The organism is Rhodococcus sp. p52, from assembly GCF_000763325.2.
GTDB classification, from domain to species: Bacteria; Actinomycetota; Actinomycetes; order Mycobacteriales; family Mycobacteriaceae; genus Rhodococcus; species Rhodococcus pyridinivorans.
In genome coordinates this window covers 4,132,668-4,159,052 of sequence record NZ_CP016819.1, presented here as the reverse complement: position 1 = coordinate 4,159,052, position 26,385 = coordinate 4,132,668, and the positions used below count along the sequence as shown (strand labels likewise).

22 protein-coding genes and 1 tRNA gene are annotated in these 26,385 nt (G+C 68.6%); 11 read left to right on the top strand and 12 right to left on the bottom strand.

The features are described 5' to 3' along the window. The first annotated feature begins 60 nt into the window (after positions 1–60). On the top strand, positions 61–933 hold the full coding sequence (locus tag IM25_RS19175) for a hypothetical protein (protein WP_052040090.1): 873 nt from the start codon (positions 61–63) through the stop codon (positions 931–933). A 12-nt stretch (positions 934–945) separates the two neighbouring features. On the opposite strand, the gene lexA is transcribed toward IM25_RS19175, so the two are convergent. The 3 genes from lexA to IM25_RS19160 form a co-directional block, all read right to left on the bottom strand. Then, entirely contained in the window at positions 946–1,608 is a 663-nt protein-coding gene (lexA, locus tag IM25_RS19170; RefSeq protein WP_033097654.1) for a transcriptional repressor LexA, read from the bottom strand. Between the two features lie 14 nt (positions 1,609–1,622). After that, positions 1,623–2,156: a hypothetical protein gene (locus IM25_RS19165; protein ID WP_019289675.1), complete on the bottom strand. Its 534-nt coding sequence runs from the start codon at positions 2,154–2,156 to the stop codon at positions 1,623–1,625. A 79-nt stretch (positions 2,157–2,235) separates the two neighbouring features. After that, a tRNA-Leu gene (locus IM25_RS19160) sits at positions 2,236–2,312 on the bottom strand. 107 nt (positions 2,313–2,419) lie between these two features. Here IM25_RS19160 and IM25_RS19155 point away from each other — a divergent pair. Both IM25_RS19155 and IM25_RS19150 read left to right on the top strand, forming a co-directional pair. Next, complete coding sequence (locus IM25_RS19155) at positions 2,420–3,034, top strand: ANTAR domain-containing response regulator (RefSeq protein WP_006554018.1); 615 nt, start codon at positions 2,420–2,422, stop codon at positions 3,032–3,034. A 185-nt stretch (positions 3,035–3,219) separates the two neighbouring features. Beyond that, positions 3,220–4,587 carry an ABC transporter substrate-binding protein gene (locus tag IM25_RS19150; RefSeq protein WP_065996259.1) on the top strand — a complete coding sequence of 456 codons (1,368 nt, stop codon included), beginning with the start codon at positions 3,220–3,222 and terminating at the stop codon, positions 4,585–4,587. A 4-nt stretch (positions 4,588–4,591) separates the two neighbouring features. Here the strand turns inward: IM25_RS19150 and IM25_RS19145 are convergent, their stop codons facing one another. From IM25_RS19145 to IM25_RS19130, 4 genes are read right to left on the bottom strand one after another with little or no spacing between them, the layout of a single operon-like run. Next, complete coding sequence (locus IM25_RS19145) at positions 4,592–5,416, bottom strand: ABC transporter ATP-binding protein (RefSeq protein ID WP_065996257.1); 825 nt, start codon at positions 5,414–5,416, stop codon at positions 4,592–4,594. After that, a complete protein-coding gene (locus IM25_RS19140) occupies positions 5,413–6,447 on the bottom strand; it encodes an ABC transporter ATP-binding protein (RefSeq protein ID WP_033097657.1) in 1,035 nt (344 codons plus the stop codon). Before IM25_RS19140 ends, IM25_RS19145 begins: the two co-directional genes overlap by 4 nt. Next, positions 6,440–7,429 (bottom strand): branched-chain amino acid ABC transporter permease, encoded by a 990-nt coding sequence (locus IM25_RS19135; RefSeq protein WP_006554014.1) that lies wholly within the window; start codon positions 7,427–7,429, stop codon positions 6,440–6,442. The genes IM25_RS19140 and IM25_RS19135 overlap by 8 nt, the downstream gene beginning before the upstream one ends. Before the next feature lie 3 nt (positions 7,430–7,432). Then, positions 7,433–8,803: a branched-chain amino acid ABC transporter permease gene (locus IM25_RS19130; protein WP_033097658.1), complete on the bottom strand. Its 1,371-nt coding sequence runs from the start codon at positions 8,801–8,803 to the stop codon at positions 7,433–7,435. A gap of 255 nt (positions 8,804–9,058) precedes the next feature. Between IM25_RS19130 and polA the strand changes: the two genes are divergently transcribed. After that, on the top strand, positions 9,059–11,782 hold the full coding sequence (gene polA, locus IM25_RS19125; protein ID WP_024101177.1) for a DNA polymerase I: 2,724 nt from the start codon (positions 9,059–9,061) through the stop codon (positions 11,780–11,782). A gap of 112 nt (positions 11,783–11,894) precedes the next feature. On the opposite strand, the gene trxA is transcribed toward polA, so the two are convergent. From trxA to IM25_RS19110, 3 genes are all read right to left on the bottom strand, one after another. Continuing rightward, the gene (gene trxA / locus IM25_RS19120) at positions 11,895–12,266 is read right to left on the bottom strand and encodes a thioredoxin (RefSeq protein WP_006554011.1); all 372 of its coding nucleotides are present in this window, start codon (positions 12,264–12,266) and stop codon (positions 11,895–11,897) included. Positions 12,267–12,429: 163 nt separating this feature from the next. After that, positions 12,430–13,437 carry a GlxA family transcriptional regulator gene (locus IM25_RS19115; RefSeq protein ID WP_170318564.1) on the bottom strand — a complete coding sequence of 336 codons (1,008 nt, stop codon included), beginning with the start codon at positions 13,435–13,437 and terminating at the stop codon, positions 12,430–12,432. Between the two features lie 233 nt (positions 13,438–13,670). Continuing rightward, entirely contained in the window at positions 13,671–14,189 is a 519-nt protein-coding gene (locus IM25_RS19110) for a 2'-5' RNA ligase family protein (protein WP_033097659.1), read from the bottom strand. A 19-nt stretch (positions 14,190–14,208) separates the two neighbouring features. Here IM25_RS19110 and IM25_RS19105 point away from each other — a divergent pair, with 19 nt between their 5' ends. The 4 genes from IM25_RS19105 to IM25_RS19090 all read left to right on the top strand — a co-directional run bounded on the left by IM25_RS19105 (position 14,209) and on the right by IM25_RS19090 (position 18,043). Next, entirely contained in the window at positions 14,209–15,294 is a 1,086-nt protein-coding gene (locus IM25_RS19105) for an isocitrate/isopropylmalate dehydrogenase family protein (protein ID WP_006554008.1), read from the top strand. 108 nt (positions 15,295–15,402) lie between these two features. Beyond that, entirely contained in the window at positions 15,403–16,275 is an 873-nt protein-coding gene (locus tag IM25_RS19100; RefSeq protein ID WP_170318567.1) for an ABC transporter substrate-binding protein, read from the top strand. A gap of 11 nt (positions 16,276–16,286) precedes the next feature. Further along, a complete protein-coding gene (locus IM25_RS19095) occupies positions 16,287–17,273 on the top strand; it encodes an amino acid ABC transporter permease (RefSeq protein ID WP_006554006.1) in 987 nt (328 codons plus the stop codon). After that, a complete protein-coding gene (locus tag IM25_RS19090; protein ID WP_019289663.1) occupies positions 17,270–18,043 on the top strand; it encodes an amino acid ABC transporter ATP-binding protein in 774 nt (257 codons plus the stop codon). Before IM25_RS19095 ends, IM25_RS19090 begins: the two co-directional genes overlap by 4 nt. Positions 18,044–18,050: 7 nt before the next feature. On the opposite strand, the gene IM25_RS19085 is transcribed toward IM25_RS19090, so the two are convergent. Further along, positions 18,051–18,959, bottom strand: coding sequence for a class I SAM-dependent methyltransferase (locus tag IM25_RS19085; protein WP_006554004.1), 909 nt, complete (start codon positions 18,957–18,959; stop codon positions 18,051–18,053). A gap of 219 nt (positions 18,960–19,178) precedes the next feature. Between IM25_RS19085 and rpsA the strand changes: the two genes are divergently transcribed. Further along, entirely contained in the window at positions 19,179–20,639 is a 1,461-nt protein-coding gene (rpsA, locus tag IM25_RS19080) for a 30S ribosomal protein S1 (protein WP_006554003.1), read from the top strand. A 176-nt stretch (positions 20,640–20,815) separates the two neighbouring features. Here rpsA and IM25_RS19075 read toward each other — a convergent pair whose 3' ends face one another. Next, positions 20,816–21,028, bottom strand: coding sequence for a hypothetical protein (locus IM25_RS19075; protein WP_016934979.1), 213 nt, complete (start codon positions 21,026–21,028; stop codon positions 20,816–20,818). Between the two features lie 294 nt (positions 21,029–21,322). On the opposite strand from IM25_RS19075, the gene IM25_RS19070 reads away from it, so the two are divergent. Continuing rightward, on the top strand, positions 21,323–22,780 hold the full coding sequence (locus IM25_RS19070) for an MFS transporter (protein ID WP_033097661.1): 1,458 nt from the start codon (positions 21,323–21,325) through the stop codon (positions 22,778–22,780). 80 nt (positions 22,781–22,860) lie between these two features. Beyond that, entirely contained in the window at positions 22,861–26,283 is a 3,423-nt protein-coding gene (locus tag IM25_RS19065; protein WP_082920939.1) for a BTAD domain-containing putative transcriptional regulator, read from the top strand. Positions 26,284–26,385 lie beyond the last annotated feature (102 nt).

The window sequence follows — 26,385 nt, the reverse complement described above, 5'->3', positions numbered from 1 at the left end:
GTTCCGGAGCGATCCTCGGACGACCGAACTGTAGAGGCGGGCACCGACAGGAACGGCCGCGTGCAGGTCGCGGCCGTCACTGCTCGTCCGCTTCGGGGTAACCGCCCGATTGCGACAGCCCTCGCCGTAGCCGCCCTCACCGCCCTCGGCGGTCACATCGCCTCCGCAGCGCCCGCGCCGATCGTGGACGACACCGGCGCGATCCCTGCTCCCAGCAGTACCCAGATCTCGTTCGCGCACACCCCGACCGGTCTGCGCGCCGGCACTGCGAACGAGCACGAGTCCCGCGCCGACGTGTCGATCGTCAAGATGTATCCGGCCGAGTACGTTCTCACCTACGTCGATCCTGCGGATCACGCCGACGCGACGGAGATGATCCGGTCGTCGAACGACGCGATCGCGGACCGCCTGCACGCGGAATACCCCCAGGCGATCTCGTCGACCGCGGCGGAGTTCGGGCTCACCGACACCCACGTGCCCGGCTACTGGGGTGTGGGCACCACGTCGACGCACGACATGGTCACCTATCGCGAGACGAAGAAGCGCACTGATCCCGGTTCGCCGGTGCTCGCCGCGATGGCCACGGCCTACGACACCGCGGTCGACGGATATCCGCAGGACTACGGCACGGCGCTGATCGCCGGAGTGATCGGCACGAAGCGGGGTTGGAGCGACGACCGCTCGTTCCACGCCTCCGCCTCGTTCGGTCCCGATTTCTCGGTCGCGGCGTCGACCTACGGATCGGCAGGGACGCTCTCGGAGCACGTCCTCGGCGCGTTCACCGAAAGGGTCCCACCCGGACCGGAGACCGGTCCTTCTCTGCAGGATTGCCCGCCGCTGTGCCGGCTCGCCGACGATCCGCTTCTCGGGCCGCCCGCGCAGGATCTCCTCGACGGGTTGCCGCCGGTCGTCACCGATCCGATCTGCGGCTGATCCCGGTAGGCATCAGATGCGGCGCATAACGGACACGACGGTGCCCAGCACCACCGCCTCGTCGCCGTCGAGGACGGGATAGGCGGAATTCCGGGGTTCGAGGTGGACGTGGCCGCCTCGGCGCCGGTACACCTTGACCGTCGCCTCGCCGTCGATCATCGCCGCGACGATCTGACCGGAGTGGGCCTCGTGCTGCCGCCGAACCACCACTGTGTCGCCGTCGCAGATCGCCGCGTCGACCATCGAGTCGCCTCGCACGCGAAGCGCGAAGACCGTGCCGGAGCCGACCAGATCGCGGGGGAGGGTGAGCAGGTCGTCGGTGTGCTCCTCGGCGAGAATCGGTGCGCCCGCGGCGATGTCGCCGACGACCGGCACGGTCACGGTGTCGTCGGATGCGCGTTCACCGCCGGACGAGCCGAGGAAGGGGCGCACGTCGAGCTGGCGTGCCACAGCGGTGCCGCGGCGGAGGAAACCCTTGTCCGCGAGGCTCTTCAGATGCTTCGAGACCGTCGACGTCGACCGCAGACCCACCGAATCGGCGATCTGCCGGGTGCTCGGCGACGATCCCTGCGCAACGATCCAGTCGCGGATCGCGGCCAGGATCTGCTGCTGGCGCAGCGGCAGGGACGCGGGGTCGAGGCCCCCGAACATGTCGAACTCGTCGAAACCGGTCACCCGGAGAATCGTAGCTACGCGGTCTCCGCCAGGTCCGGGGGAGTACCTGCGGAGGAGCTCTGCCCGTTCTGCAGCTGTTCCATGGCCCGTCGCTCCCGCAGCGCCCGGATGAGCTGCCGCTCCTGCAACTCCGCCGGATCGGCGGACAGGCCGGGAATCGAGAATCCGACCAGGGCACCTGCCAGCAGCGCGAGCGCCACCCGCGCCGAGTCGCCCTCCCGGATGCCCAGGACGAGTTCCACGAACACGAGCGCTCCGACGGCGACGAACACCACTGCGATCAGGGCCAGGATCCGGCGGATCCTGGGCTTCGGACGCGATCCCGGCGCCAACGGCATCGACTGGGCCGCGAGCTGCCACAACCGGGCATCGACGCTCTCCCGCAGGGGGCGCTTCCGGAACTCGTCGCCGAGTCCGTTGTAGATGGCCAGATCGGCTGCGATCCGGGTCCGGAGGTTTCGACGGGACAGCTCGCGCGACAGACGTGCGGCCGCCCACGACACCACCCCGGTGACGAGTGCAACGACGACGGGAACCCAGATACTCACGCCGGAACATTACGACAGCGGAGCCGGAATCGGCGGGATGCGGAAAGCGTGCTCCGGCCGTGTAGCGCGAACCGAAAAGTGGTGCCCCCGGTGAGACTCGAACTCACACTGGACGGGTTTTGAATCCGTTTCCTCTGCCAATTGGGATACGGGGGCGTTGCGGACACCACTGTAGAGGATCGGGCGAAGCGGGCGCGCACCGGTACCCTTCTTACGTTCCACCCTGCACCGGGGACCGCCAGTACCGAGGGGAAGGCCCGACCATGACCTCCGCGCCGCACGACAGCACACCAACTCCTCGTCGGGTCGTCGTAGCGGAAGACGAGGCCCTGATCAGGCTCGATCTCGTCGAAATGCTGCGCGAGGAGGGCTACGAGGTGGTCGGTGAGGCCGGCGACGGACAGCGTGCCGTCGAACTCGCCGAGGAACTCCGGCCCGACCTGGTGATCATGGACGTCAAGATGCCGCGCCGCGACGGCATCGACGCCGCCTCGGAGATCGCACAGCGGCGCATCGCCCCTGTGGTCATTCTCACAGCCTTCAGTCAGCGCGAGCTCGTCGAACGCGCCCGCGACGCAGGCGCCATGGCGTATCTCGTCAAGCCGTTCTCGAAGAGCGATCTCGTGCCCGCCATCGAGGTGGCCGTCAGCCGCTTCTCCGAGCTGCGCGAGCTCGAGCGCGAGGTGCAAGGGCTCAACGAGCGATTCGAGACCCGCAAGCTCGTCGACCGGGCCAAGGGACTGCTCATGGAGAAGCATGCGATGACCGAACCGGAGGCGTTCCGCTGGATCCAGCGCGCCGCGATGGACCGCCGTACCACCATGAAGCAGGTCGCGGTGGTCGTCCTCGAGACCCTCGGAAGCGACACCGCCGGCTAGCCGCGCGAACCGGTTTCGAGTGCTCACGGCGCCCGACGCGTTACCGCCACATCAAATCTCCGCCCCGCAGATAACGGTCGTATCACAAGGATTTCGGCCGGGTTCGCGGGGTGCTTCCGACCGCTATGTTTCGACCACATCCGGAATCCGCCGGATGCGGTGTCAGGCGTTCGAAGGAGAGTTGAATGGCAAGACGGACTCTGGTCCGCGCCGTAGCGGTACTCGGTGCTGCGACGCTCGCCCTCACCGGGTGTGGTTCGGACAGCGACGATTCGGCATCCGGTACGTCGGCCGGTGACGAGGGGGCGGCGGCCGCGACGACCGTCGAGACCGACTGCGAACCACAGCAGGCCACAGCAGGGGCGACTCCCGCCACGGGACCGCTGAAGATCGGCACGATTCTCCCCGAGACCGGCAGTCTCGCCTTCCTCGGACCGCCCGAGGTCGCTGCCGTCCGGCTCGCCGTCGACGACATCAACGCCGCGGGCGGTGTTCTCGACCAGCCGGTCGAACTGTTCCCGGGCGATTCCGGGGACACGACGACCGACACCGCGAACACCACCGTCGACCGGCATCTCGCCAACGGCACCCAGGTGATCGTCGGCGCCGCCTCGTCGTCGGTCTCGCTCAAGGTGATCGACAAGATCGTCAGTGCCGGCGTGGTGCAGTTCTCGCCGGCGAACACCTCCGACCAGTTCGTCTGCTACGCCGACCGCGGGTTGTACTTCCGCACCGCCCCGACCGACGTGCTCCAGGCGCAGGCGCTCGCGCAGCTGATCGCCGAGGACGGGGCGCAGCGCGTGTCGATCCTGGCGCTGAACGATCCGTACGGCACCGGCCTCGCCGAGAACACCGTGACCAATCTCGTCGACGCCGGTATCCCGGAGGACCAGATCCAGAAGATCATCTACGACCCCAACGCGCAGTCGTTCAACGCGGAGGTCGACCAGGTGGCCAACTTCGCACCGGATGCTGTGGCACTCATCGGCTTCGAGGAGTCGGCGAAGATCATCACCCGCATGCACGAGGTGGGCATCGGCCCGTCCGACGGCATGGCGGTCTTCGGTGTCGACGGCAACATGGGGAACGCGCTGGGCGAGAACGTCGCCGAAGGACTGCTCGACGGCATGGCCGGCACCACGCCGCTGACCGACACCGGCGAGGAGTTCCAGCAGCGACTGCTCGGCGTCGATCCGGGCCTGATCGACTTCAACTACGCCGGAGAGTCCTACGACGCCGTGATCGTCTCGGCGCTGGCCGCGGAACAGGCAGGGTCGACCGCGGGGGTGGACATCGCCGCGAACATCAACTCGGTGACCCGCGACGGGGAGAAGTGCACCAGCTACCAGCAGTGCCTCGACCTGCTCCGTGCGGATCAGGACCTCGACTACGACGGTGCCACCGGTGAACTCACCTTCGTGGATGCGGGCGAACCCGGCGTGGGCTCGTACGGCCGACTCGTGTTCGGTCCCGACAACACCCTGACCACCGAGGACTACATCGTGGTGGGTGAGTGCCCCGCCGGTCGTGAGCGAAGGGGTGATCGCCGGTAGGCGGTCACCCCTTCCGCTTCTCCCGGCTGCCGGCGAGAGTGCCGAGATACAGTTCGACGACCTTCGGGTCGTGCATGAGATTGCTGCCGGTGTCGGTGTACGCGTTGCGGCCCTGGTCGAGAACGTATCCGCGATCGCAGATCTGCAGGCAGCGACGCGCGTTCTGCTCGACCATGATGATCGACCCCCCCGCCGCGTTGATCTTCTTGCAGCGGATGAAGACCTCGTCCTGGAACATCGGCGACAGTCCCGCCGACGGCTCGTCGAGGAGCAGCACCGACGGCTCCATCATCAGCGCGCGGCCCATCGCGACCATCTGCCGCTCACCACCGGAGAGCGCTCCCGCCTTGACCTTCCGGCGCTCGGACAGCAACGGGAACAACGACGCCACCCGCTCGAACTGCTTCTCGAAGTCCTTCGGACGCAGATAGATCCCCATCTCGAGGTTCTCCTCGATGGTCAGTGAGGGAAACACGTTCTGCGTCTGCGGCACGTAGCCGATCCCCTTGCGCACCAGGATGTGTGCGGGCGCCGAGGTGATCTCGTCCCCGCCGAGCGTGACGGTGCCGCTGCGGATGGGGATGAGGCCGAACAACGCCTTGAGCAGGGTCGACTTGCCGGCTCCGTTCGGGCCGATGATGCCCACGATCTCACCGTCGCGCAGGTAGAAGTTGCAACCGCGCAGAATATCGACCCCGGGGAAGTAACCGGCCACGAGATCGTCGGCGCGCAGGAGAGCTATGGTCGCCAGGCGCGCATGTTCCTCCGGGGTCGCGGCACGTTCCGCCGGCGTCGTCCCGGTGAGTGCAGGAGTGATGTTGTCGCTCAAGGCTTCTCCAGGGTCGTGGCCGTCGCGTCGGTCGACGCCGAATCGGGATCGGACAGGTCGCCTCCGGCCTCGAGGGTCTGCGCTTCCGCGTCCGCGAGGGCGTCGGCGAGTTCGGCGGTCGCGCCCACGGGATTGCCCTCGTCGTCGAATTCGAGTGCCTGGTCGTGGTGACTGCCGAGATAGGCGTCGACCACGGCCGGATCGGACGACAGGGCGTCCGGCGGTGCCTCCGCGATCACCGAACCCTGCGCCATCACCACGACCCAGTCGGAGATGTCGCGGATGACGTCCATGTCGTGCTCGACGAATACCACGGTCGTCCCGTCGTCGCGCAGGGTCTTGATGTGTCCCAGCAGATTCTGCGTGAGCGCCGGATTGACGCCGGCCATCGGCTCGTCGAGCATGACGACGGTCGGTTCGGTCATCAGCGCACGGGCCATCTCGAGCAGTTTGCGTTGACCGCCGGACAGTGAACCGGCGAAGTCGTCGGCCTTCGCGGCCAGACCGAAACGGTCGAGCAGTTCGTATGCGCGCGCGGTGATCTCGCGTTCCTGGCGGCGCCACGTCCACGGTAGCAGTGCACCGGCCATGCGCTCGCCGGTCTGGTGCCGGGCGCCGAGGCGGACGTTGTCGAGGACCGTCATCTTCGACAGCGCCTTGGTGAGCTGGAAGGTGCGCACGATCCCGCGCCGCGCCACCTGATGGGGATGGAGCCGGCCGAGCGGGACGCCGTCCATCGCCCAGGTGCCGGTGTCGGGCCGGTCGAAGCCCGTGAGGAGATTGAAGAGGGTGGTCTTGCCGGCGCCGTTCGGGCCGATCAGGCCGGTGATGCACGAGCGCTGGATCTCGAGGTGGGCCACGTCCACGGCCTTGAGCCCTCCGAATGTGCGGCACAGATCGTCGACGACGAGGATCGGGTCGGGTTTGGCGGCGCCGGGGGCGCGGTCGACGCCGGCGAACAGTGCGGCGCGTTCGTCCGCGCCGAGGACCGTGCGCGGTGGTGTCGGGTCGGGTCGGATCGTGTCAGGCATCGAGTTGCACCTTCCGCTTGCTTCCCAGGATGCCTTGTGGCCTGAAGACCATCATCACCGCGATGAGGATGCCGAGCAGCACGTACCGCATCGCGCCGACCTGTTGTTCGGTGAGCGGGAGCAGCGGGTCGGGTCCGGCGATCGCCTGACGCAGGAAGGCATCCGGGAGGGTGAGCAGGAACCAGAACACCATGGCGCCGAGCACCGGTCCGAAGACCGTTCCCGCACCCCCGAGGATCAGCGCGCCGAACGCGAAGAAGGTCTGCGCGGTCGAGTAGAAGTCGGGGTTGATCGACTTGGTCTGCAGAGCGTTGAAGACGCCGCCGAGACCGCCGATCATGCCGCCGAGTACCAGGGCCTGCATCTTGTAGGCGAAGACGTTCTTGCCGAGCGCGCGGGCAGCGTCCTCGTCCTCACGCACCGCCTCGAGGACCCGCCCCCACGGACTGTGGGAGAGGAGGTAGACCAGCCCGCACAGCAACAGCACGAGGGTCCAGCCGACGACCATCGCCCACAGGTCGTCGCCGTAGAACCGCATACCGAGCAGGTTGTACTGGCGACTCGAATCGAACGGGCTCAGGGACGTGAACGGGTCGGCGAAACCCCACAGGCCGCGGGTCGATCCGGTCACCGAGTCGGACGCGGTCGAGCGGAACATCAGCCGCAGGATCTCCGCCGCGGCGATCGTCGCGATGGCGAGATAGTCGGCCCGCAACCGCAGGGTGGGGATGCCGAGTACGAGCGCGAGCAGACCTGCCAGTGCGAGACCGACGAGGATGCCCACCCACAACGGCTGGTCGTAGGTGACGGTCATGATGCCCACGCCGTAACCGCCCAGGAGGGCGAAACCGATCTGCCCGAAGTTCAGCAGCCCTGCATAGCCGTAGTGCAGGTTCAGGCCGATCGCGAGCAGTGCGTAGAAGATCGCCGACGGGCCGATGAGCTGGGCGAAGGAAACCTGGAGTACCGACACGATATCCATGGGTCAACCGATCCTTGTCCGACTGCCGAGGATGCCCTGGGGGCGGATGACCAGGATGACGATGAGTACGAGCAGACCGCCGATGTACTTCAGGTCCGGGTTGATCACGAGGGTGGACAACTGGACCAGCAGTCCCACCACGACGCAGCCGACCAGTGCACCGTAGGCGGTGCCGAGGCCGCCGAGGATGATGCCGGCGAACATCAGCAGGAGCAGCTTGAAGCCCATCTCCCACTGCACGCGCCCGCCGAGTTCCGACAGGCCGAACAGCACCCCGCCGAGCGCGGCGAGCCCGCCACCGAGACCCCACACGAAGCGGATGACGTGTTCGACGTCGATCCCCGACGATGCCGCGAGGTCGCGGTTGTCGGCCACCGCGCGCATCGCCTTGCCGATCCGGGTGCGCTGCAGCAGCAGGGCGACCCCGACGAGCACCACCAGGCTGATCACGATGCACGCGAGGTTGCCCGGGGTGATCGCGATCGGCCCCCACACCAGTTGCTGCTGTGCCTGGTAGTCGTCGAACGGCTGGGTGCGGTCGGAGTAGAAGGCCAGGATGAGATAGCGCAACGAGATCGCGAGGCCGATCGACACCACCAGCTGGGCGATCAGGCCCGTGTGGCGGCGCCGGAGCGGAGCCCAGATGAGTGCGTTGTTGAGCAGGCCGATGATGACGCCGACGATCACCGCCAGGATCGTGGCCGGTATCAGCTGGACACCGAGGGTGACATTGAAGATCCACGCCGCGACCGCCCCGAGGGTGACCAGCTCGCCGTGGGCGAAGTTCGTCAGGCCGGTCGTGCCGAAGATCAGACTCAGGCCCACTCCGGCGATCGCGATGACCAAACCGAAACGCAGACCGTCGACGATCGTGCGCACCAGCGTCTCGCCCCACGCGACCGTCGAACCGCTACGCGCCTCCCCGAACGAGAAAATCACCGTGTTCGCCCGTCCCGGAGCGACATCGCGGGTCACCGAGGTCTGGACGGTGACGTCGTCGGGCAGGCTCTCGGTGTCGACCTCGAAGACGTACGTGCCCGGCGGAACGGTGAGTTCCCAGCGCCCACCGTCGGCGGACTCCGTCTCGGTGACCACCTCGCCGCTCTCGGTGGTCGCACGGACGACGACACCGTCGAGTCGTTCGCCGGCATTGTTGAGCGTTCCGCGGACGGTCACCCCCTCCGCGGATTCCTCGTCGGGTGCGGCCGGTGCCGTGTTCGCGGGCGGTGAGGGTGGGTCCGGCGGATCCTGGGCGGAGGAGAGGCCGGCGCCGACGAGGACGAACAGGACACTCGCGAGCGTGACGAGTGCGGCGCGGACCGATCGGTGGAGGGTCGAGGTCGGTCGTCGCCGACATCCCGAGGTAGGGGCCACGCAGGTCCTCCCGGTGGGTGCGCTGTCATCGAGCGCGGCACTGCGCCCGGGGCATCATCGTCAACCTCGATGACGCCGGACTACGGTGTCGTGACAGGGGACTCTAGCGGCTGGATCGCACGTCCACGGGAAAAATTGGATCACCCGGACGTTTCGGTCTCGTTTCTTCGGACAACGAGTGTTCGCACATACCGGAGAGGTGCTGGTCGGGCGGTGTGGCCGACGCTGTCGTCCTCGGTCCCTAGACTGGCACGCGTGACCCGTGCATCCACTTCCGCGACGTCCACCGCGGCCACCGACGACCGCCCGACCCTGCTGCTCCTCGACGGCCATTCCCTCGCGTTCCGCGCGTTCTACGCGCTGCCCGCCGAGAACTTCAAGACCCACAGCGGGCAGACCACGAACGCGGTCTACGGGTTCACCTCCATGCTCATCAACCTGCTGCGCGACGAGCAGCCCACGCACGTCGCGGCGGCATTCGACGTCAGCCGCAAGACCTTCCGTGCCGAACTGTTCGCCGCCTACAAGGCCCAGCGCAGCGCCGCACCCGACGACTTCAAGGGGCAGATCGACCTCACCAAGGACGTCCTCGGCGCGATGGGGATCCCGGTGATGGCGATCGAGGGCTACGAGGCCGACGACATCATCGCCACGCTCGCGACGCAGGCGCACGCCCAGGGCTTCCGGGTGCTCGTGGTGACCGGCGACCGCGACGCGCTCCAACTCGTCAACGGCGACATCACGGTGCTGTATCCGCGGCGCGGCGTCTCCGACCTGACGCGCTTCACCCCCGACGCGGTGGAGGAGAAGTACGGACTCACCCCCCAGCAGTATCCGGACTTCGCGGCGCTGCGCGGCGACCCGAGCGACAACCTGCCCGGCATCCCCGGCGTGGGCGAGAAGACCGCCGCGAAATGGATCCGCGAGTACGGAAGCCTGAGCGGACTCGTCGACCGCGTCGACGAGGTGCGCGGCAAGACCGGCGACGCGCTGCGCGAGAACCTGTCCAACGTGTTGCTCAACCGCCAGCTCACCGAGATGGTGCGCGACGTGGCCGTGCCGTACACCCCCGAACAACTCGCCCTCGCCCCGTGGGACCGCGACCGCATCCACCGCCTGTTCGACGACCTCGAGTTCAAGGTGCTGCGCGACCGGCTGTTCGAGACGCTCTCGTCGGCCGAGCCCGAGGCCGAGGAGGGCTTCGAGGTGCGCGGCGGGATCGTCGAGCCGGGTGCCCTCGGCGACTGGCTCGCCGAGCACGCCCCGGCGGGTCGACGTCATGGGCTCGCCGTGGTGGGCACCGGCACTCCCTACGGAGGCGACGCGACCGCGATCGCCGTCGCCGGGGCCGACGGTGAGGGCGCCTATGTGAGCACGGTGGCGCTCACGCCCGAGGACGAGAACGCCCTCGCCGCATGGCTCGCGAACCCCGCAGTGGAGAAGGCCGTGCACGAGGCGAAGTTCGCCATCCACGCGCTGCGCGGACGCGGCTGGACGCTCGCCGGCATCACCAGCGACACCGCGCTCGCCGCCTATCTGGTGCGGCCCGGCCAGCGCTCGTTCAAGCTCGACGACCTGTCGCTGCGCTACCTCAAGCGTGAGCTGCGAGTGGAAGACACCGGCGCGCAACAACTCTCGTTGCTCGACGACGAAGACGCCGCCGACGCGCAAGCGGCCGAGGCGCAGATCCTCGCGGCGCGCGCCGTCGTCGACCTCGCCGCGGCCCTCGACACCGAACTCGGCGAGATTGAATCGGTGCGCCTGCTCACCGAGATGGAACTGCCCCTGCTCGAGGTCCTCGCAGAACTCGAGGCCACCGGCATCGCCGTCGACTCGGCGCACCTGCACGACCTGCAGTCCGAATTCGCGGCCCAGGTCGCCGCCGCCGCGAACGCCGCCTACGAGGTGATCGGCAAGCAGATCAACCTCGGCTCGCCGAAACAGTTGCAGGTGGTGCTGTTCGACGAGCTCGAGATGCCGAAGACGAAGAAGACCAAGACCGGCTACACCACCGACGCGGATGCCTTGCAGAACCTGTTCGACAAGACGGGCCATCCCTTCCTCGAACACCTGCTCGCGCACCGTGAGCACACCAAGATGAAGACCACCGTCGACGGACTCATCAAGTCCATCGCCGACGACGGTCGCATCCACACCACCTTCAACCAGACCGTCGCGGCGACGGGCCGGCTCTCGTCGACCGAGCCGAACCTGCAGAACATTCCGGTGCGGACCGAGGCCGGTCGCCGGATCCGCGACGGTTTCGTGGTGGGCGACGGATTCGACGTGCTGCTCACCGCCGACTACAGCCAGATCGAGATGCGCATCATGGCGCACCTGTCGGCCGACGAGGGGCTCATCGAGGCATTCCGTACGGGCGAGGACCTGCACACCTTCGTGGCGTCGCGGGCGTTCGGGCTGCCGCTCGAGGAGGTCACCCCGGAGCTGCGTCGCCGCGTCAAGGCGATGTCCTACGGTCTCGCCTACGGGTTGAGCGCCTACGGTCTCGCCCAGCAGCTGAAGATCTCCACCGACGAGGCCCGCGAGCAGATGGAGGCCTACTTCACCCGCTTCGGCGGCGTGCGCGACTACCTCTACAACGTGGTCGAGGAGGCCCGCAAGGTCGGCTACACGTCCACCCTCTACGGCCGCCGCCGGTACCTGCCCGACCTCAACAGCGACAACCGGCAGCGCCGGGAGATCGCCGAGCGCGCCGCGCTCAACGCCCCCATCCAGGGCACGGCCGCCGACATCATCAAGGTCGCGATGATCGACGTGCAGAAGGCGCTCAGCGAGGCCGGACTGCGGTCGCGGATGCTGCTGCAGGTGCACGACGAACTCGTGCTCGAAGTGGTCGAAGCCGAGCGCGAACAGGTCGAGGCGCTCGTGCGCGACAAGATGGACTCCGTCATCGAATTGTCGGTGCCGCTCGAGGTCTCGGTCGGTTACGGCCGCAGCTGGGACGCCGCGGCGCACTGAGTCGCGGGGACACCGAGTCGCAGGGACACCGGCCGCAGGTACACACACCGTACGTACGACGGCGCCCGCCCCCGGATCACCGGGGACGGGCGCGGTCGACGCGACGAGTGGGTCAGCTCTGCTCGGCGCGAGCCTCCGCGATCTGCTTGCGCACATCGTCCATGTCGAGGTTCTTGACCTGCGAGACGAGATCCTCGAGAGCGGCGGGCGGAAGAGCACCGGCCTGGTTGTAGACGAGGATGCCTTCGCGGAACGCCATGATCGTGGGGATCGAGCGGATGTTCGCCGCCGCCGCGATGGCCTGCTCGGCCTCGGTGTCGACCTTCGCGTGCACGACGTCGGGATGCTTGTCCGACGATGCCTCGAAGGTGGGCGCGAACTGCTTGCAGGGGCCGCACCAGTCGGCCCAGAAGTCCACGAGCACGATGTCATTGCTCGTGACGACCTCGTCGAAGTCCTGCTGGGTGAGAGCCTTGGTTGCCACGGAAATCCTTTCGGTCGGGCGTGTCGACGGGTCCAACATCCGGCCGCCGCTGTTTCTTCCCGTTCGTTCCCGCCGTCACGCGTCGTGACGGGGTTCCTTCCGCCACGCTACGTGACGTGTCCGATCCGGGGGTGTCGTCGGGAGGTGCCGATCGAGGGACGCGTCACACGCCGACCGGTTCGACGGACCGCCGGAAGGTCCGTCGGTAGGCCTGCGGAGTGGTCTGGCGCAGGCGCAGGAAATGCTGGCGCAGCACCGCAGCGGTGCCGAAACCGACGCGGTCGGCCACCACGTCGATCGGAAGGTCGGTCTCCTCGAGCAGGCGCTGCGCGGCCAGGACCCGCTGATCGCGGAGCCAGCGCGCGGGCGTGACCCCAACCTCGGCGACGAACCGCCGCGCGAAGGTCCGCGCCGACATGTGCGCCTTCTGCGCCAGTGCGGCCACCGGGAGTTCCCGGTCGAGGTGCTCGCTCATCCAGTCGAGCAACGGCGCGAGCGACTCGTCCTTGCATTCGGGCAGTGGCATCGCGACGTACTGGGCCTGCCCACCGTCGCGGTGCGGTGGCACCACCATGCGCCGGGCGATCGTGTTGGCGACCTGGGCTCCCTGGGCGGAGCGGACGATGTGCAGGCACAGGTCGATGCCGGCCGCGGTGCCTGCGGCGGTGAGGACCGGATGGTCGTCGACGTAGAGCACGTCCCGGTCGACCTGCGCCGTCGGATAGGTCCGGGCGAGACGGTCGGCGTGCATCCAGTGGGTCGTGCAGCGACGCCTGTCGAGCAACCCGGCCGCACCGAGGATGAACGCCCCGGTGCACATGCTCGCCACGCGCGCGCCGCGGTCGACGGCGGCCCGCAGTTTCGCGAACAACGGTTCGAGGCGCCCGTCGTCGAGCGCGATGCCGTCGCTGTTCACCGCTGGCAGGAGAATCAGGTCGGCGTCGTCGAGGAGATCGAGCCTGTGAGGCACCTCGATGGTGTAGCCGAAGCGGGTGCGCACCGGATCGGAGGTCGCGGCGACGAGGTGGAAGTCGTAGGTCGGCAGGCCGTCGTCGGAGCGGTCGAAGCCGAACACCTCGCACGCCACGCCGAGTTCGAAGGTCTCGACGTAGGGGAGGACGGGGACGACCACCTTCTCGAGCCGGCCGGTGGTTCCAGGTGTTCCGGACACGCAACCCAGTGTGACACCGTGGTGGCAGAAAAACGATGTTCTCCGACGGCTCTGCCACTGTCGGGTGGGACCCCGGCGCGGCAGGCTCGAAGCATGATCCTGCTGGTCCTCGTACTTCTGGCGGTCTTTCTCCTCCTCGACGTGCTGGCCCTCACCGGACGCACGCCCGACACCCATATGGAAGTGACGCAGTTCGGCGACTACCGTTTCTGAACGGCGCACCGTCCCGCTGCTCAGGTGAGCAGCCACTCCCGCTTGGCCTCGCCGTCCCAGCGCCGCACTCCTGCACTCGATCCGGTCAGCTGCCGCTCCGGCGTCTGCGCCGCCAGGACCGCGGTACCGATGCGCGCGGCCGGCACCCGCCGTGCGAGGGTGACGTGCGGCGTCCACTCGCCCGGCCGGATGTGTGCGGGGATGCCGGGGCATTCCGAGAGCACCTCGAACACCCGCGCCTGGAGTTCGAGCAGTTCGATCGACGGCACGACCGTGCGGGCGAGCGTCGCGTACCGGCCACCGAAGATCACCACGCCACCGAGCCGGAGGGTGATCCGCCGGACCGTGATGGTGGCCCGCAGCGCGTCCTCGAGTTCGTCCGGCAGGGCATGGGCGACGAACAGCGTCACGTGCGGACGGTTGGATTCGGAACGGACGCGTCCCTGACTGTGCAGGCCGGCGTCGAGCAGCCGGGTCCACTCGTCGCGCACCGCCGTGTCGAGCGGGGCGTCGAGGAGGAGTTCCACCGACTGGACCACGGTAGGCAATGATGACCGGGTGACCGACGACACCGCAACGCTTCAGACCCATCGCATCGGACTTCTCGAGGGGGACGGCATCGGTCCCGAGATCGTGCCGGCGACCCGCAGGATCGTCGACACCGCCGTCGCGGCAGCCGGGGTCGCGGTCGACTGGGTGCCGCTGCCCGTCGGTGCCTCCGCGATCGAGACGCACGGCAGCCCGCTGCCGCAGGTCACCCTCGACACCCTCGCCGAGCTCGACGCGTGGATCCTCGGCCCGCACGACAGCGCCTCGTACCCACCCGAGTTCCGGGGTCAGCTCACTCCGGGCGGTCGGATCCGCAAGCACTTCGACCTGTACGCGAACATCCGGCCGGCGTGCGCACTGCCGGGAGCGGCGTCGGTGTCACCGAAGATGGATCTCGTGGTCGTCCGGGAGAACACCGAGGGTTTCTACGCCGACCGGAACATGGCCGTCGGCAGCGGCGAGTTCATGCCCACACCCGACATCGCACTCGCGGTCGGAGTGATCACCCGCGCCGCCTGTGAACGCATCGCGCACACCGCCTTCGACCTCGCGTCGCGTCGCCGCAAGCGCGTGACCATCGTGCACAAGGCCAACGTGCTCGCCAGCACGACCGGCCTGTTCCGGGACGTGTGCCAGGAAGTGGGTCGTCTCTACCCGAGCGTCACTGTCGACGACCAGCACGTCGACGCGATGGCCGCGCTGCTCGTCCGCCGCGGCGCCGAGTTCGACGTGATCGTGACGGAGAACATGTTCGGCGACATCCTGTCCGACCTCGCCGCCGAACTGTCCGGCTCGCTCGGTACCGCGGCGTCGATCAACGCGTCGCGCACCAAGGCCATGGCCCAGGCCGCGCACGGCGCCGCACCCGACATCGCCGGGCAGGGCCGCGCCAACCCGATCGCGCTGATCCTCTCCGCCGCCATGCTTCTCGACCGTGTCGGTGCACGCGCGGACATCGAATTCTCCGCGGCCGCCCGCGCCATCGAGGACGCCGTGCGCGCGACCGTCGCGGCGGGTGTCGCGACCGCCGACCTCGGTGGCACCGCGTCGACGGACGAGTTCACCGCCGCCGTCATCGCCCGCCTCGAAGCCTGAGCTTCGGGTTTGCATTCGGACCCCTCCCTGGTTGGATACTGTGCGACTGTGAATCGAGCAGTGCACACCCGCCGCGTGACCTCGTGGGGGCGTCGTCATGTCCGGACCCTGAGCAGGCTGGCGGCGGGAGCGGCGGTGCTTGCCTTCGCGACCGGGTGCGTGGTGAACAGCGAATCGACCGTGCCGCCCGGCGACCGAGTCACCGTCGAGAAGGTCGACGCCATCGCGAGGCAGTTGCCGCCCGACATCGCCGACGGCGGCACCCTCGAGGTCGGGGTGAACGTCCCGTACGCCCCCAACGAGTTCAAGGACGACGACGGCACCATCGTCGGCTTCGGCGTCGAACTCGTCCACGCCCTCGGCGACGTCCTCGGACTCGAGGCGGTGCTCAACGAAGCCGACTTCGACCGGATCATCCCGGCCGTCCAGGCGGGCACCTTCGAGATGGGCTCGTCGTCGTTCACCGACACGAAGGAACGCGAGGAATCGGTCGACTTCGTCACCTACTACAGCGCCGGAGTGCAGTGGGCGCAGCGCACCGGCGAATCCGTCGACCCCGACAACGCGTGCGGACTGCGGGTGGCGGTACAGACCACCACCATCGAGGACCTTGAGGAGGTCCCCGCGAAGAGCGAGGAATGCGTCGCCCGCGGGCTGCCGCCCATCGACAAGGTCAAGTACGACAGCCAGGACGAGGCTGCCAATGCCCTCATCCTCGGCCGGGTGGACGCACTGTCCGCCGACTCGCCGGTCACGGCGTACGTCATCGCCCGCAGCGAGGAACGACTCGAACCGGCCGGTGAGGTCTTCGACGCCGCGCCCTACGGATTCGTCGTCGCGAAGGGGTCGCCGTTCGGTCCCGTACTGCAGCAGGCAGTGCAGTACCTCATCGATTCCGGTGCGTACGACGAGATCACCGCGCGCTGGGGCATGGAGGACGGCGCGATCACCGCCTCGCAGATCAACGGCGCGACGAGCTGAGAAAGGGAACCATGAGCGAGTCCACGTCCGCGAGATCCGCGGAACCGCGACCGGACGACCCGGAGCCGATACGCGCAGTACCCCTGCGACATCCCGGACGATGGATCTCCGGCGCGATCGTCCTGATCGCACTCGGGTTGTTCGCCTGGGGAGCGGCCACCAACGAGGCCTACCGCTGGGACATCTACGCCCGGTACCTGTTCGACGCCCGCATCACCGCAGCCGCGTGGAAGACCGTGCAGCTGACGGTGCTCGCCATGGCCATCGCCGTCGTCCTCGGCGTGGTGCTCGCGGTGATGCGTCTGTCCCCGAATCCCGTGCTGCGTTCCGTCGCGTGGCTGTACCTGTGGGTCTTCCGCGGTACCCCGGTGTACGTCCAACTCGTGCTGTGGGGACTGTTCCCGTCGATCTACAAGCAGATCGACCTCGGGATCCCGTTCGTCCACCAGTTCGTCCACATCGACGTGCAGGGTCTGAACGCGGCGTTCCTGTTCGCCGTCATCGGCCTGGCACTCAACGAGGCGGCCTACATGGCGGAGATCGTGCGCGCCGGCATCACCTCCGTGCCCGAGGGGCAGCTGGAGGCGTCCACGGCGCTCGGCATGTCGTGGTCGCAGACCATCCGCCGCACCGTCCTGCCGCAGGCGATGCGGGTCATCATCCCGCCGACCGGCAACGAGCTGATCAGCATGCTCAAGACCACCTCGCTGGTCGCCGCCGTGCCCTACAGCCTCGAGCTGTACGGCCGTGCCCGCGACATCTCGGGTGCGAACTTCCAGCCGATCCCGCTGCTGCTCGTCGCCGCGACCTGGTACCTGGCGATCACCAGCCTGCTCATGATCGGCCAGTACTACCTCGAGCGGCACTACTCGAAGGGCCTGAGCCGGCAGCTCACGGCCCGTCAGCTGCAGGCACTCGCCGACGCACAGAACGTACCGGTCGCCGAGGCCGGCAAGCCGACGCCGAAGCCCGGCGCACCGGGGGAGGAACACATATGACGTCCGTCGAGACGCCGATGGTGCGGGCCGACCGGGTCTGCAAGAGTTTCGGCGCCGTCAAGGTGCTCAAGGGCATCTCGCTCGAGGTGGGGCGCGGCCAGGTGACCTGCCTGATCGGTCCGTCCGGATCCGGCAAGTCGACCTTCCTGCGGTGCATCAACCACCTCGAACGCGTCGACGCCGGTCGCCTGTACGTCGACGGCGATCTCGTCGGTTACGCCGAACGGGGTTCGAAACTGTACGAACTGCACCCGCGGGCCGCCGCGAAGCAGCGCCGCGACATCGGCATGGTGTTCCAGCACTTCAACCTGTTCCCGCACCGCACCGTGCTCGAGAACATCATCGAGGCGCCGATCCTCGTGAAGAAGCTCAAGCGTGACGAGGCGGTGGAGAAGGCCCGGGACCTGCTCGCGCGGGTCGGGCTGGCCGACAAGGTCGACGCCTATCCCGCGCAGCTCTCGGGCGGCCAGCAGCAGCGCGTCGCGATCGCCCGCGCGCTCGCCATGGATCCCAAGCTCATGCTGTTCGACGAGCCCACCTCGGCCCTCGACCCCGAACTCGTCGGCGAGGTGCTCGCGGTGATGCGCGATCTCGCCGACGGCGGCATGACGATGGTCGTCGTCACGCACGAGATGGGCTTCGCGCGGGAGGTCGCCGATCAGCTCGTGTTCATGGACAGCGGCGTGGTCGTCGAGGCCGGTGATCCCCGCCAGGTGCTGGCCGACCCGAAGGAGAGCCGGACCCGGGAGTTCCTGTCCCGGCTGCTGTGAGTCGGGATCAGGTGGGTTTGCGGCTGCAGAAGATGGCGGTGCCCGGGAAGATCGAACCGCGCAGCGGGCTCCACTGTCCCCACTCGCGGTCGAGATGCTCGGGCCACTCGGGTTCGACGATGTCGTAGACCTCGAGGCCGGCGGCGACGAGTTCGCGCACCCGGTCGCCCACGGTGCGGTGGTGCTCGGCGTAGGTCGCCCGGCCCGTCGCGTCCACCTCGACGTAGGGGGTCCGGTCGAAATACGGGAACATCGCGACCAGGCCCTGTTCGCCCGGATCGTCGGGGAAGATCCACCGCATCGGGTGGTTCACGGAGAACACCCACCGTCCGCCGGGTCGCAGCACCCGCGCCACTTCGCGCATCACCCGGGCGGAATCGGCGACGAAGGGCACCGCGCCGAACGCCGAGCACACGATGTCGAAGCTTCCGTCGGCGAACGGCAGGTTCTCGGCGCCGGCCTGTACGAGCGGAACCGTCGGGCCGGAACCGGTCATCGCCGCGCGTCCGCGCTGCAGCATCCCCATGGAGATGTCCAGCCCGACCGCCCGGGCACCCTGCCCGGCGATCCAGCGGGCGCACGGCGCCGAACCGCACCCGAGTTCGAGGACGTCGCGTCCGGCAACCGGGCCGAGCAACTGCACATCGCCCTCGTGCAGGCCCTCCGGGCACCACACGAACTCCCCGGCGGCCGAGTCCACGCCCAGGAACTCGCCGTGCGTGCGGTGGTAGTCGTCGGTGTCGGCGTCCCACCAGACCCGGTTCGCGCGTTCGCTCTCGAGGGAGCCGAGGCGGGTCCGGGTGGGTCGGGTCTCGCCGAGGATCGTCTCGGCGTCCGCGTGCCGCGCGGCCTCGTCGTCGGTTCCCTCCGGGACGCCCGAAAGGTCTGGAAAAGGGGGGTTCGCGGAGCCCGGCATGGGTGTGAGCCTATCGGGTGCGGGGGAGCGGTCCCGATATCGGTTTGCCCGGGTCCCCTCGAAGCGCGTAGCCTGGTGATCGCGAGTGTCCGCAGTTCGGCCCCAGGCTCGAACGAGGAACTCGCCGTGACTCGCACATCGCCGTATCGCAGTGGGTGTTTCACGTGCCCGACCGAATTTGACCAACCGACTATCAACCCGTCCGGAGCAACTCAACACATGGCCTCCACCACCGTCACCTCGCCGCAGGTAGCCGTCAACGACATCGGCTCCGCCGAGGATTTCCTCGCCGCCATCGACGCCACGATCAAGTACTTCAACGATGGCGACATCGTCGAGGGCACCATCGTCAAGGTCGATCGCGACGAGGTGCTGCTCGACATCGGTTACAAGACCGAAGGCGTCATCCCGTCCCGCGAGCTCTCCATCAAGCACGATGTCGACCCCAACGAGGTCGTGTCGGTGGGCGATGAGGTCGAGGCTCTTGTTCTCACCAAGGAGGACAAGGAAGGCCGTCTGATCCTGTCCAAGAAGCGTGCTCAGTACGAGCGCGCCTGGGGCACGATCGAGGAGCTCAAGGAGAAGGACGAGGCCGTCAAGGGCACCGTCATCGAGGTCGTCAAGGGCGGCCTGATCCTCGACATCGGCCTGCGTGGCTTCCTGCCCGCGTCGCTCGTCGAGATGCGACGCGTCCGCGACCTCCAGCCTTACGTCGGCAAGGAGATCGAGGCCAAGATCATCGAGCTCGACAAGAACCGCAACAACGTGGTCCTGTCGCGCCGCGCATGGCTCGAGCAGACCCAGTCCGAGGTTCGCAGCGAGTTCCTGCACCAGCTCCAGAAGGGCCAGGTCCGCAAGGGCGTCGTGTCCTCCATCGTCAATTTCGGCGCCTTCGTCGATCTCGGCGGTGTCGACGGCCTCGTGCACGTCTCCGAGCTGTCCTGGAAGCACATCGATCACCCGTCCGAGGTCGTCGAGGTCGGCACCGAGGTCACCGTCGAGGTTCTCGACGTCGATCTCGACCGCGAGCGCGTCTCCCTGTCGCTCAAGGCGACGCAGGAAGATCCGTGGCGTCAGTTCGCCCGCACCCACGCGATCGGTCAGATCGTGCCGGGTAAGGTCACCAAGCTCGTTCCGTTCGGCGCGTTCGTCCGCGTCGAGGAGGGCATCGAGGGCCTCGTCCACATCTCCGAGCTGGCCGAGCGCCACGTCGAGGTCCCGGACCAGGTCGTTGCTGTCGGCGACGACGCGATGGTCAAGGTCATCGACATCGACCTCGAGCGTCGTCGTATCTCGCTGTCGCTGAAGCAGGCGAACGAGGACTACACGGCCGAGTTCGACCCGTCGAAGTACGGCATGGCCGACAGCTACGACGAGCAGGGCAACTACATCTTCCCCGAGGGCTTCGATCCCGAGACCAACGAATGGCTCGAGGGCTACGAGAAGCAGCGTGAGGAGTGGGAGTCCCGCTACGCGGAGGCCGAGCGTCGCCATAAGATGCACACCGCTCAGATCGAGAAGATGGCTGCCGACGAGGCCGCCGAGGCTGCGGCCGGCGTGTCCGGTAGCAACTACTCCTCCGAGTCGGGTGCCGAGGCGGCTCCGGAGACCACCGGTGGATCGCTCGCGAGCGACGCCCAGCTCGCCGCTCTGCGCGAGAAGCTGTCGGGTAACGCCTGATACAGCGCTTCGACGGACGACCCCGCACTGTTCGGTGCGGGGTCGTCCGCGTTCCGGGGGGTCATTGTTGCTGTGGCACAAGGGCTCCCGGGCCGCAACGGGACCGGCCCCCTTCCGAATCGGAGGGGGCCGGTCTTCGTGTGTCGTCGATAGCAGGTGCTCAACTCACGGCGAGCTCATCCCACGGCGGGAGTGGCCCACTGCGCGGGTAGGGCCGTCGCTCGCTTGCGCATCGCGGCGTGGCTGTGGCGCGCGTTCGTCAGCAGCGCGGTGAACCAGTTCCGCCGGTGCTCGGCGAGGGCGGCAGCGACCTCGGGGATGAGGATGCAGTGAACACCGTTTTCCATGCCGAGGCGATGCCGACCTGTGGTTGAGGTGGAGGATCGCATGGCCTGCCTTCTCGAATGCTCCGGACGAGCCGGGACGGATGCTTCGCAACGACGATATCGGACAGTCGGTCGAATTCTCCGCATTTACCCCAGGTAGAAGGGGGTGTGTCCAGTTTCCGAGCGGCGTTGCGACCGCCTCGTGACCCCGCCGTGATCGATGTGTGATCCCCGGAGCCCCTCTGAGGGGAGACGTCGACGGTTCTCTCGGCCGTCCAAGAAGTACACCCGGTTCGTCCCAAGCGACGCGGCGCACCGTGTCCGAGGTCCACACACCTCGACACGGAAGGATTCTCGATGACCACACCGACCCCTGCGAGAAGTACCGCGACGAAACGGATCACGCTGCTGGTCGTGTGCGTGACGACGGCGATGCTCATGCTCGACATCGCCGTCGTCAACACCGCACTGCCGTCGATCGCCGTCGACCTCGACGCGGGCGTCAGTTCACTGCAGTGGGTGATCGACGCCTACACCCTCGCCCTGGCCACAGCCGTCCTCGGCGCCGGGTCGTGGGCCGATCGTCGCGGCCGCCGCCAAGTGTTCGTCGTCGGCCTCGTCTGGTTCACGGGCGCCTCGCTCCTGTGCGCCCTCGCACCGACGATCTGGGTCCTCGATCTCGCCCGGGCAGTGCAAGGCATCGGTGGGGCGGTCCTGTTCGCCTGCTCGCTCGCCCTCCTCGCCGACGTCTTCGACCGAGGGCGGGCGTGGGCGTCGGCCCTGGCCGCCTACGGCGCGACCATCGGCGGCGCCTTCGCGGTCGGTCCGCTCGTCGGAGGTCTGCTCACCGAACTGCTGGACTGGCGCGCGATCTTCTTCGTCAACGTGCCGATCGGTCTCGTGACCCTGCTCCTGACCCTGCGCTGGGTGCCCGAATCGCGAGATCCCCGTCCGCGCGCCGCCGACGTGCCGGGGCAGCTCCTGGCCGCGGTGGGGCTGGCGGCGTTCGTGTTCGCCGTGCTGCGTGGCCAGGAGATCGGGTGGTCCGATGCGCAGGCCGTCATCGCCTTCGTGCTCGCTGTCGGTGCCCTCGTCGCCTTCGTCGCGCACGAGATGCGCACCGCCGAACCGATGCTGCCCCCGTACCTGCTCGCCAACCGGGCCTTCGTCGGAGCGCAGGTCGCGGCCTTCGCCATCTCGGCGTCGTTGTTCGCGGTATTCGTCTACACCACGCTGTATCTGCAGAACGTCCTGCTGCTGTCGCCGGTGCAGGCCGGGCTGGTGTACCTGCCCGCGACCGTCGCCATGTTCGTCGTCGCCGGTGCGACGGCGAAACTCGATCGTGTCGTCCCTGCGTGGGTCTCGTTGTCGTGCTCGCTGGCGCTCGTCGCCGTCGGGTTGCTCATGATGACGGTCGCCGAGGCGGACAGTTCGAAGTACGTCCTGCTGCCGGGACTCGTCGTGGCCTGCGCGGCCGCCGGCGTGTTCAACCCGGCGATGAGCGGGATCGTCCTCGGGGAGAGCACCGCGGCGCATTCCGGTCTCGCGGCCGGTATCAACGACGCTTTCCGTCAGACCGGCATCGCCGTCGGCGTCGCGGTGCTCGGGATGTTCCTGCCGGCCGAGTCGCTGTTGCCCGGCGGATCACCGCAGGACTTCGTGTCGGGCCTGCAGGGGGCGCTCGTGGCGGCGGCGTTCGTTGCGGCTCTCGGAACCTTGGTGTGTGCAGTCTGCCTGCGTCCCCGGCCGCAGACCGCACCGGTGTTCGGGGACGCCGAGAGCGACACGGTCGAACTCCCGGCCGTGACGGGATGAGAAGTCGCCGCGCACCCGGCGAAAACGTCCTTACACTGCAACGATCGCGTAGTTCGGCCGGGGTCGAGGGGGCTCACCACATGATGTACCGACTGCTCGGACCGCTGGAGGTGGTCCGGGTCGCGTCGACGGCCGATCCGGCGGTGCCCTCGTCGGAGTCGCAGGTCGATCTCGGGCCGCGCAAGCAGCGAGCGGTCCTCGCCGTCCTGCTGCTCAACCGGGGGCGGGTGGTCTCCACCGACCGGCTGATCGACGCCCTGTGGCAGGACGAAGCGCCTGCCAGTGCGATGGCGAGTATCCAGGCGTACATCTCCAATCTGCGCAGGGTGCTGCGAGGGGAGAGCGGTGCGGCCTCCCCGATCGTGCGCCAGCCGCCCGGCTATGTCCTCGATATCCCGGCCGAGTCGGTCGACCTGGCCCGCTTCCTCGACGACGCCGAGACCGCCCGTCGGCATGCCGAGAACGGGGAATGGGAGTTCGCACTCGACACCGCCGACCGTGCCCTCGACTCCGTGCGGGGGCATCTCCTCGAGGACCTGCGCGACGAACACTGGGTGGAGGTCGCGGCGGCATCCTTCGACGAGGTGCGCACCGAATGCCGCGAGACCCGGATCACCGCACTGCTCGCCCTCGGTCGCCTCGCGCCCGCTCTCGTCGACGCCACCGAACTGTGCAGCGAGTTCCCATTCCGCGACCGCACCTGCTGGCTGCGCATGCTCGCTCTGCACCGAGCGGGGCGTTCGTCGGAAGCACTCGAACAGTTCCGCGTCCACGAGACAAGGCTGGACACCGAGCTGGGGTTGCGGCCCGGCACCGAACTCACCGACTTGCAGGGCGCGATCCTCCGGCACGAACCGGGACTCGCCGCGTGGCCCCGAACCCCGGGATGGACGGGCGCGGAGGAGGTTCCGACACCGGCCGCGCCCACCATTCCCGCACCCACCCCGGCGCCGGGCCCCGGACGCATCTTCGTCGGACGCACCTCCGAGACCGGCGTCCTCGACCGCATGCTCGACGAGGTCCGCTCCGGCGCCACCCGCTGGGTCGTCCTCACCGGGCCCGCCGGTATCGGCAAGACCCGCCTCGCCGAGGAATGCGACGCCCGGACCGCCGCGATCGGCGGGAACACCGTGTGGGCGCGGTGTCTCGAGGACGACGGAGCACCCGCCTGGTGGCCGATCCGGCGCATCCTGCGCGAACTCGGCGTCGACGCCGACACCACCCTGATCCCGCCCACCGGAGTGGAGTCCGACGAAGCCCGCTTCGCGGTCTACGAACGGGTTCTGGGCGTCGTCGAAACGGCCGCGACGCAGACTCCCGTCTTCACCGTCGTGCTCGACGACATCCAGTGGGCCGACCCGACCTCTCTGCGTTGCCTGCTGTACCTCGTGGGAGCCCTGCACAAGCGGGGTGTCTGGATCGTGTGCACACTCCGCGACTCGGAGACGACCCCCGGCGTCCAGCGGTTCGTGGACGCCGTGCTGCACGGCGAGGGTAACCGGCACATCGACGTCCCGGCGCTCGCCGAACCCGAGGTCGCCGCCCTGGCCGGGCATGTGAGCGGCGCGCCGCTCGATTCCGACGAGGCGCGCCTGCTCGCCGAACGCACCGGCGGCAACCCGCTGTTCGTGTCCGAATACGCGCGACTTCCCCGGGACGAACGCCTCGACGGTGGGATCCCCATGGCGGTCCGGTCGGTCCTCGCGCGGCGGCTCGCCGCGGTGGAACCGGCCGTGCTGCAGGTGCTCCGGGTGGCCGCGGTCGTCGGCGACACCATCGAGATGGACATCCTCACCGGTGCGACGCGCCTCGATCCCGACACCCTCGCCGACTACCTCGACGACGCCGCCGACGAGCGCATCATCGTCGCCGATCCGGGACTGCGGGGGTACGCCTTCGCCCACGGATTGCTCCGCGACGAGGTCCTCGCGGCGATTCCCGCCCTCCGCCGCCAACGCATGCACGCACGCGTCGCGGAGGTCCTGGCAGACTCCTGCGACCCGGATCGTGCCGGCAGACGAGCCCGGCATCTCATGGCGGCACTGCCGCTCGTCGACGCTCGCGTCGTGCTCGACGCCTGCGTCATCGCCGCCCGCGAGGCCACCGAGAGATGGAACTCGGAGGAGGCGGCACGCTGGTGGGACGATGCCGTCCGGGCCTTCGACCTGCTGCCCGCCGCGGAACGATCCCCGGGCGATCGCGACGATCTGCTCGTCGCGCGTGTCGAGGCACTCGCCCGGGCGGGGCGCGGCCAGACCGTACTCGACGTCGTCGACGCGGGCCTGCTCGACGCGGTCCGGGACGGCCGAACGTCGACGGCCGGTCGCCTGGCCGCAGCGCTGCTGCGCGCAGCCGGTGCATGGCCGTGGGTGTCCTACGGCAAGGATCCGGGACCGGTCCTCGACCGCCTCGCCGCACTCGAACCGTTCGTCGCGGCCGACCGCGCGGCGCACGCACGGGTACTCGCGGCGCTCGCCGTGGGCAGTTGCTATCACCCCGATTCGTCCGTCCCCGACGGGATGAGCCGCACCGCGCTGGAGATCGCACGCGAACTCGCCGACCCGGACGTCGTCGCCGACGCCTTGCTGGGCCGCATCCTCCTCTACTCGGGGGTCGCGACACACAGCCGCGAATCCGCCCGGCTCACCGACGAACTCCTCGCACTGCCGCACCAGCAGGCCCGGTTCGACGAGGTGATCGCCCACGCCGTTGCGAGCATGACACTGACGAACCTCGGCGACGTCGACGCCGCGACGTCCCACGTCCGCCTGGGCATCGCCGGTTGCGATCTGCTGCGTCTGCCCGTGCTGCGCGTACAACTACGATGGATGGAAGCGACGCTTGCGGCATGGCACGGCGACTTCGCCGAGACCCGGCGCCACTACGACACCGCCACTCAGTTCCACCTGCAGACCGAGCTGTACACGGCGGGCAGCTCCGACCTCGCCACCAACACCCTCGAATGGGAGTACGGCACCCTCGCCGACGCGGATCCCGGCACCGTGGAACCGGATTCCTGGAGCATCGCGATCGCCGGCGCCCGTCGGGACACCGGGACGGTGATCCGCGACATCGAACAATGGGCGGCAAAAGGCGCACCCTTCACCTGGACGACCCTCGGGCATCGCACACTCATCGCGCGCGTCGTCGCCGACCTCGCCCTCGTCGACTACGCCGAGATGTTCCTCGAGCTCCTCGATCCGTTCACCGATCGCATCGCGACGGTGGGACAGGTCGGGGTGATCGGTTCGGTGGCGGAGGTCTGCGCACGCCTGCAGGCACTGCTCGGGCGCACCGACGACGCCGCGGCGCTGCTGGATCGGGCCGAGGACCTCGCGACCCGCACATCGAGCCCCCCGACGCTGATGCGGTGCCGGTTACTGCGCGCCCAACTGCGGCCGGACGCGCCCGAACGCAGCCGGGAGATCGCCGCGATCGCCGACGAAGCGGCCCACACCGGCATGCTCGGACTCGCCGCCTACGCCCGCTCGATCCCCACCTGACCGGTTCTTGGCGACCGCTTGGACGGCGGCCCGCGCCACCGCAAGAAGCCGCCAAGCCGGTCCCGGCACTCTTTTGTCGCACCCCATCCAGTGCGACGAAAG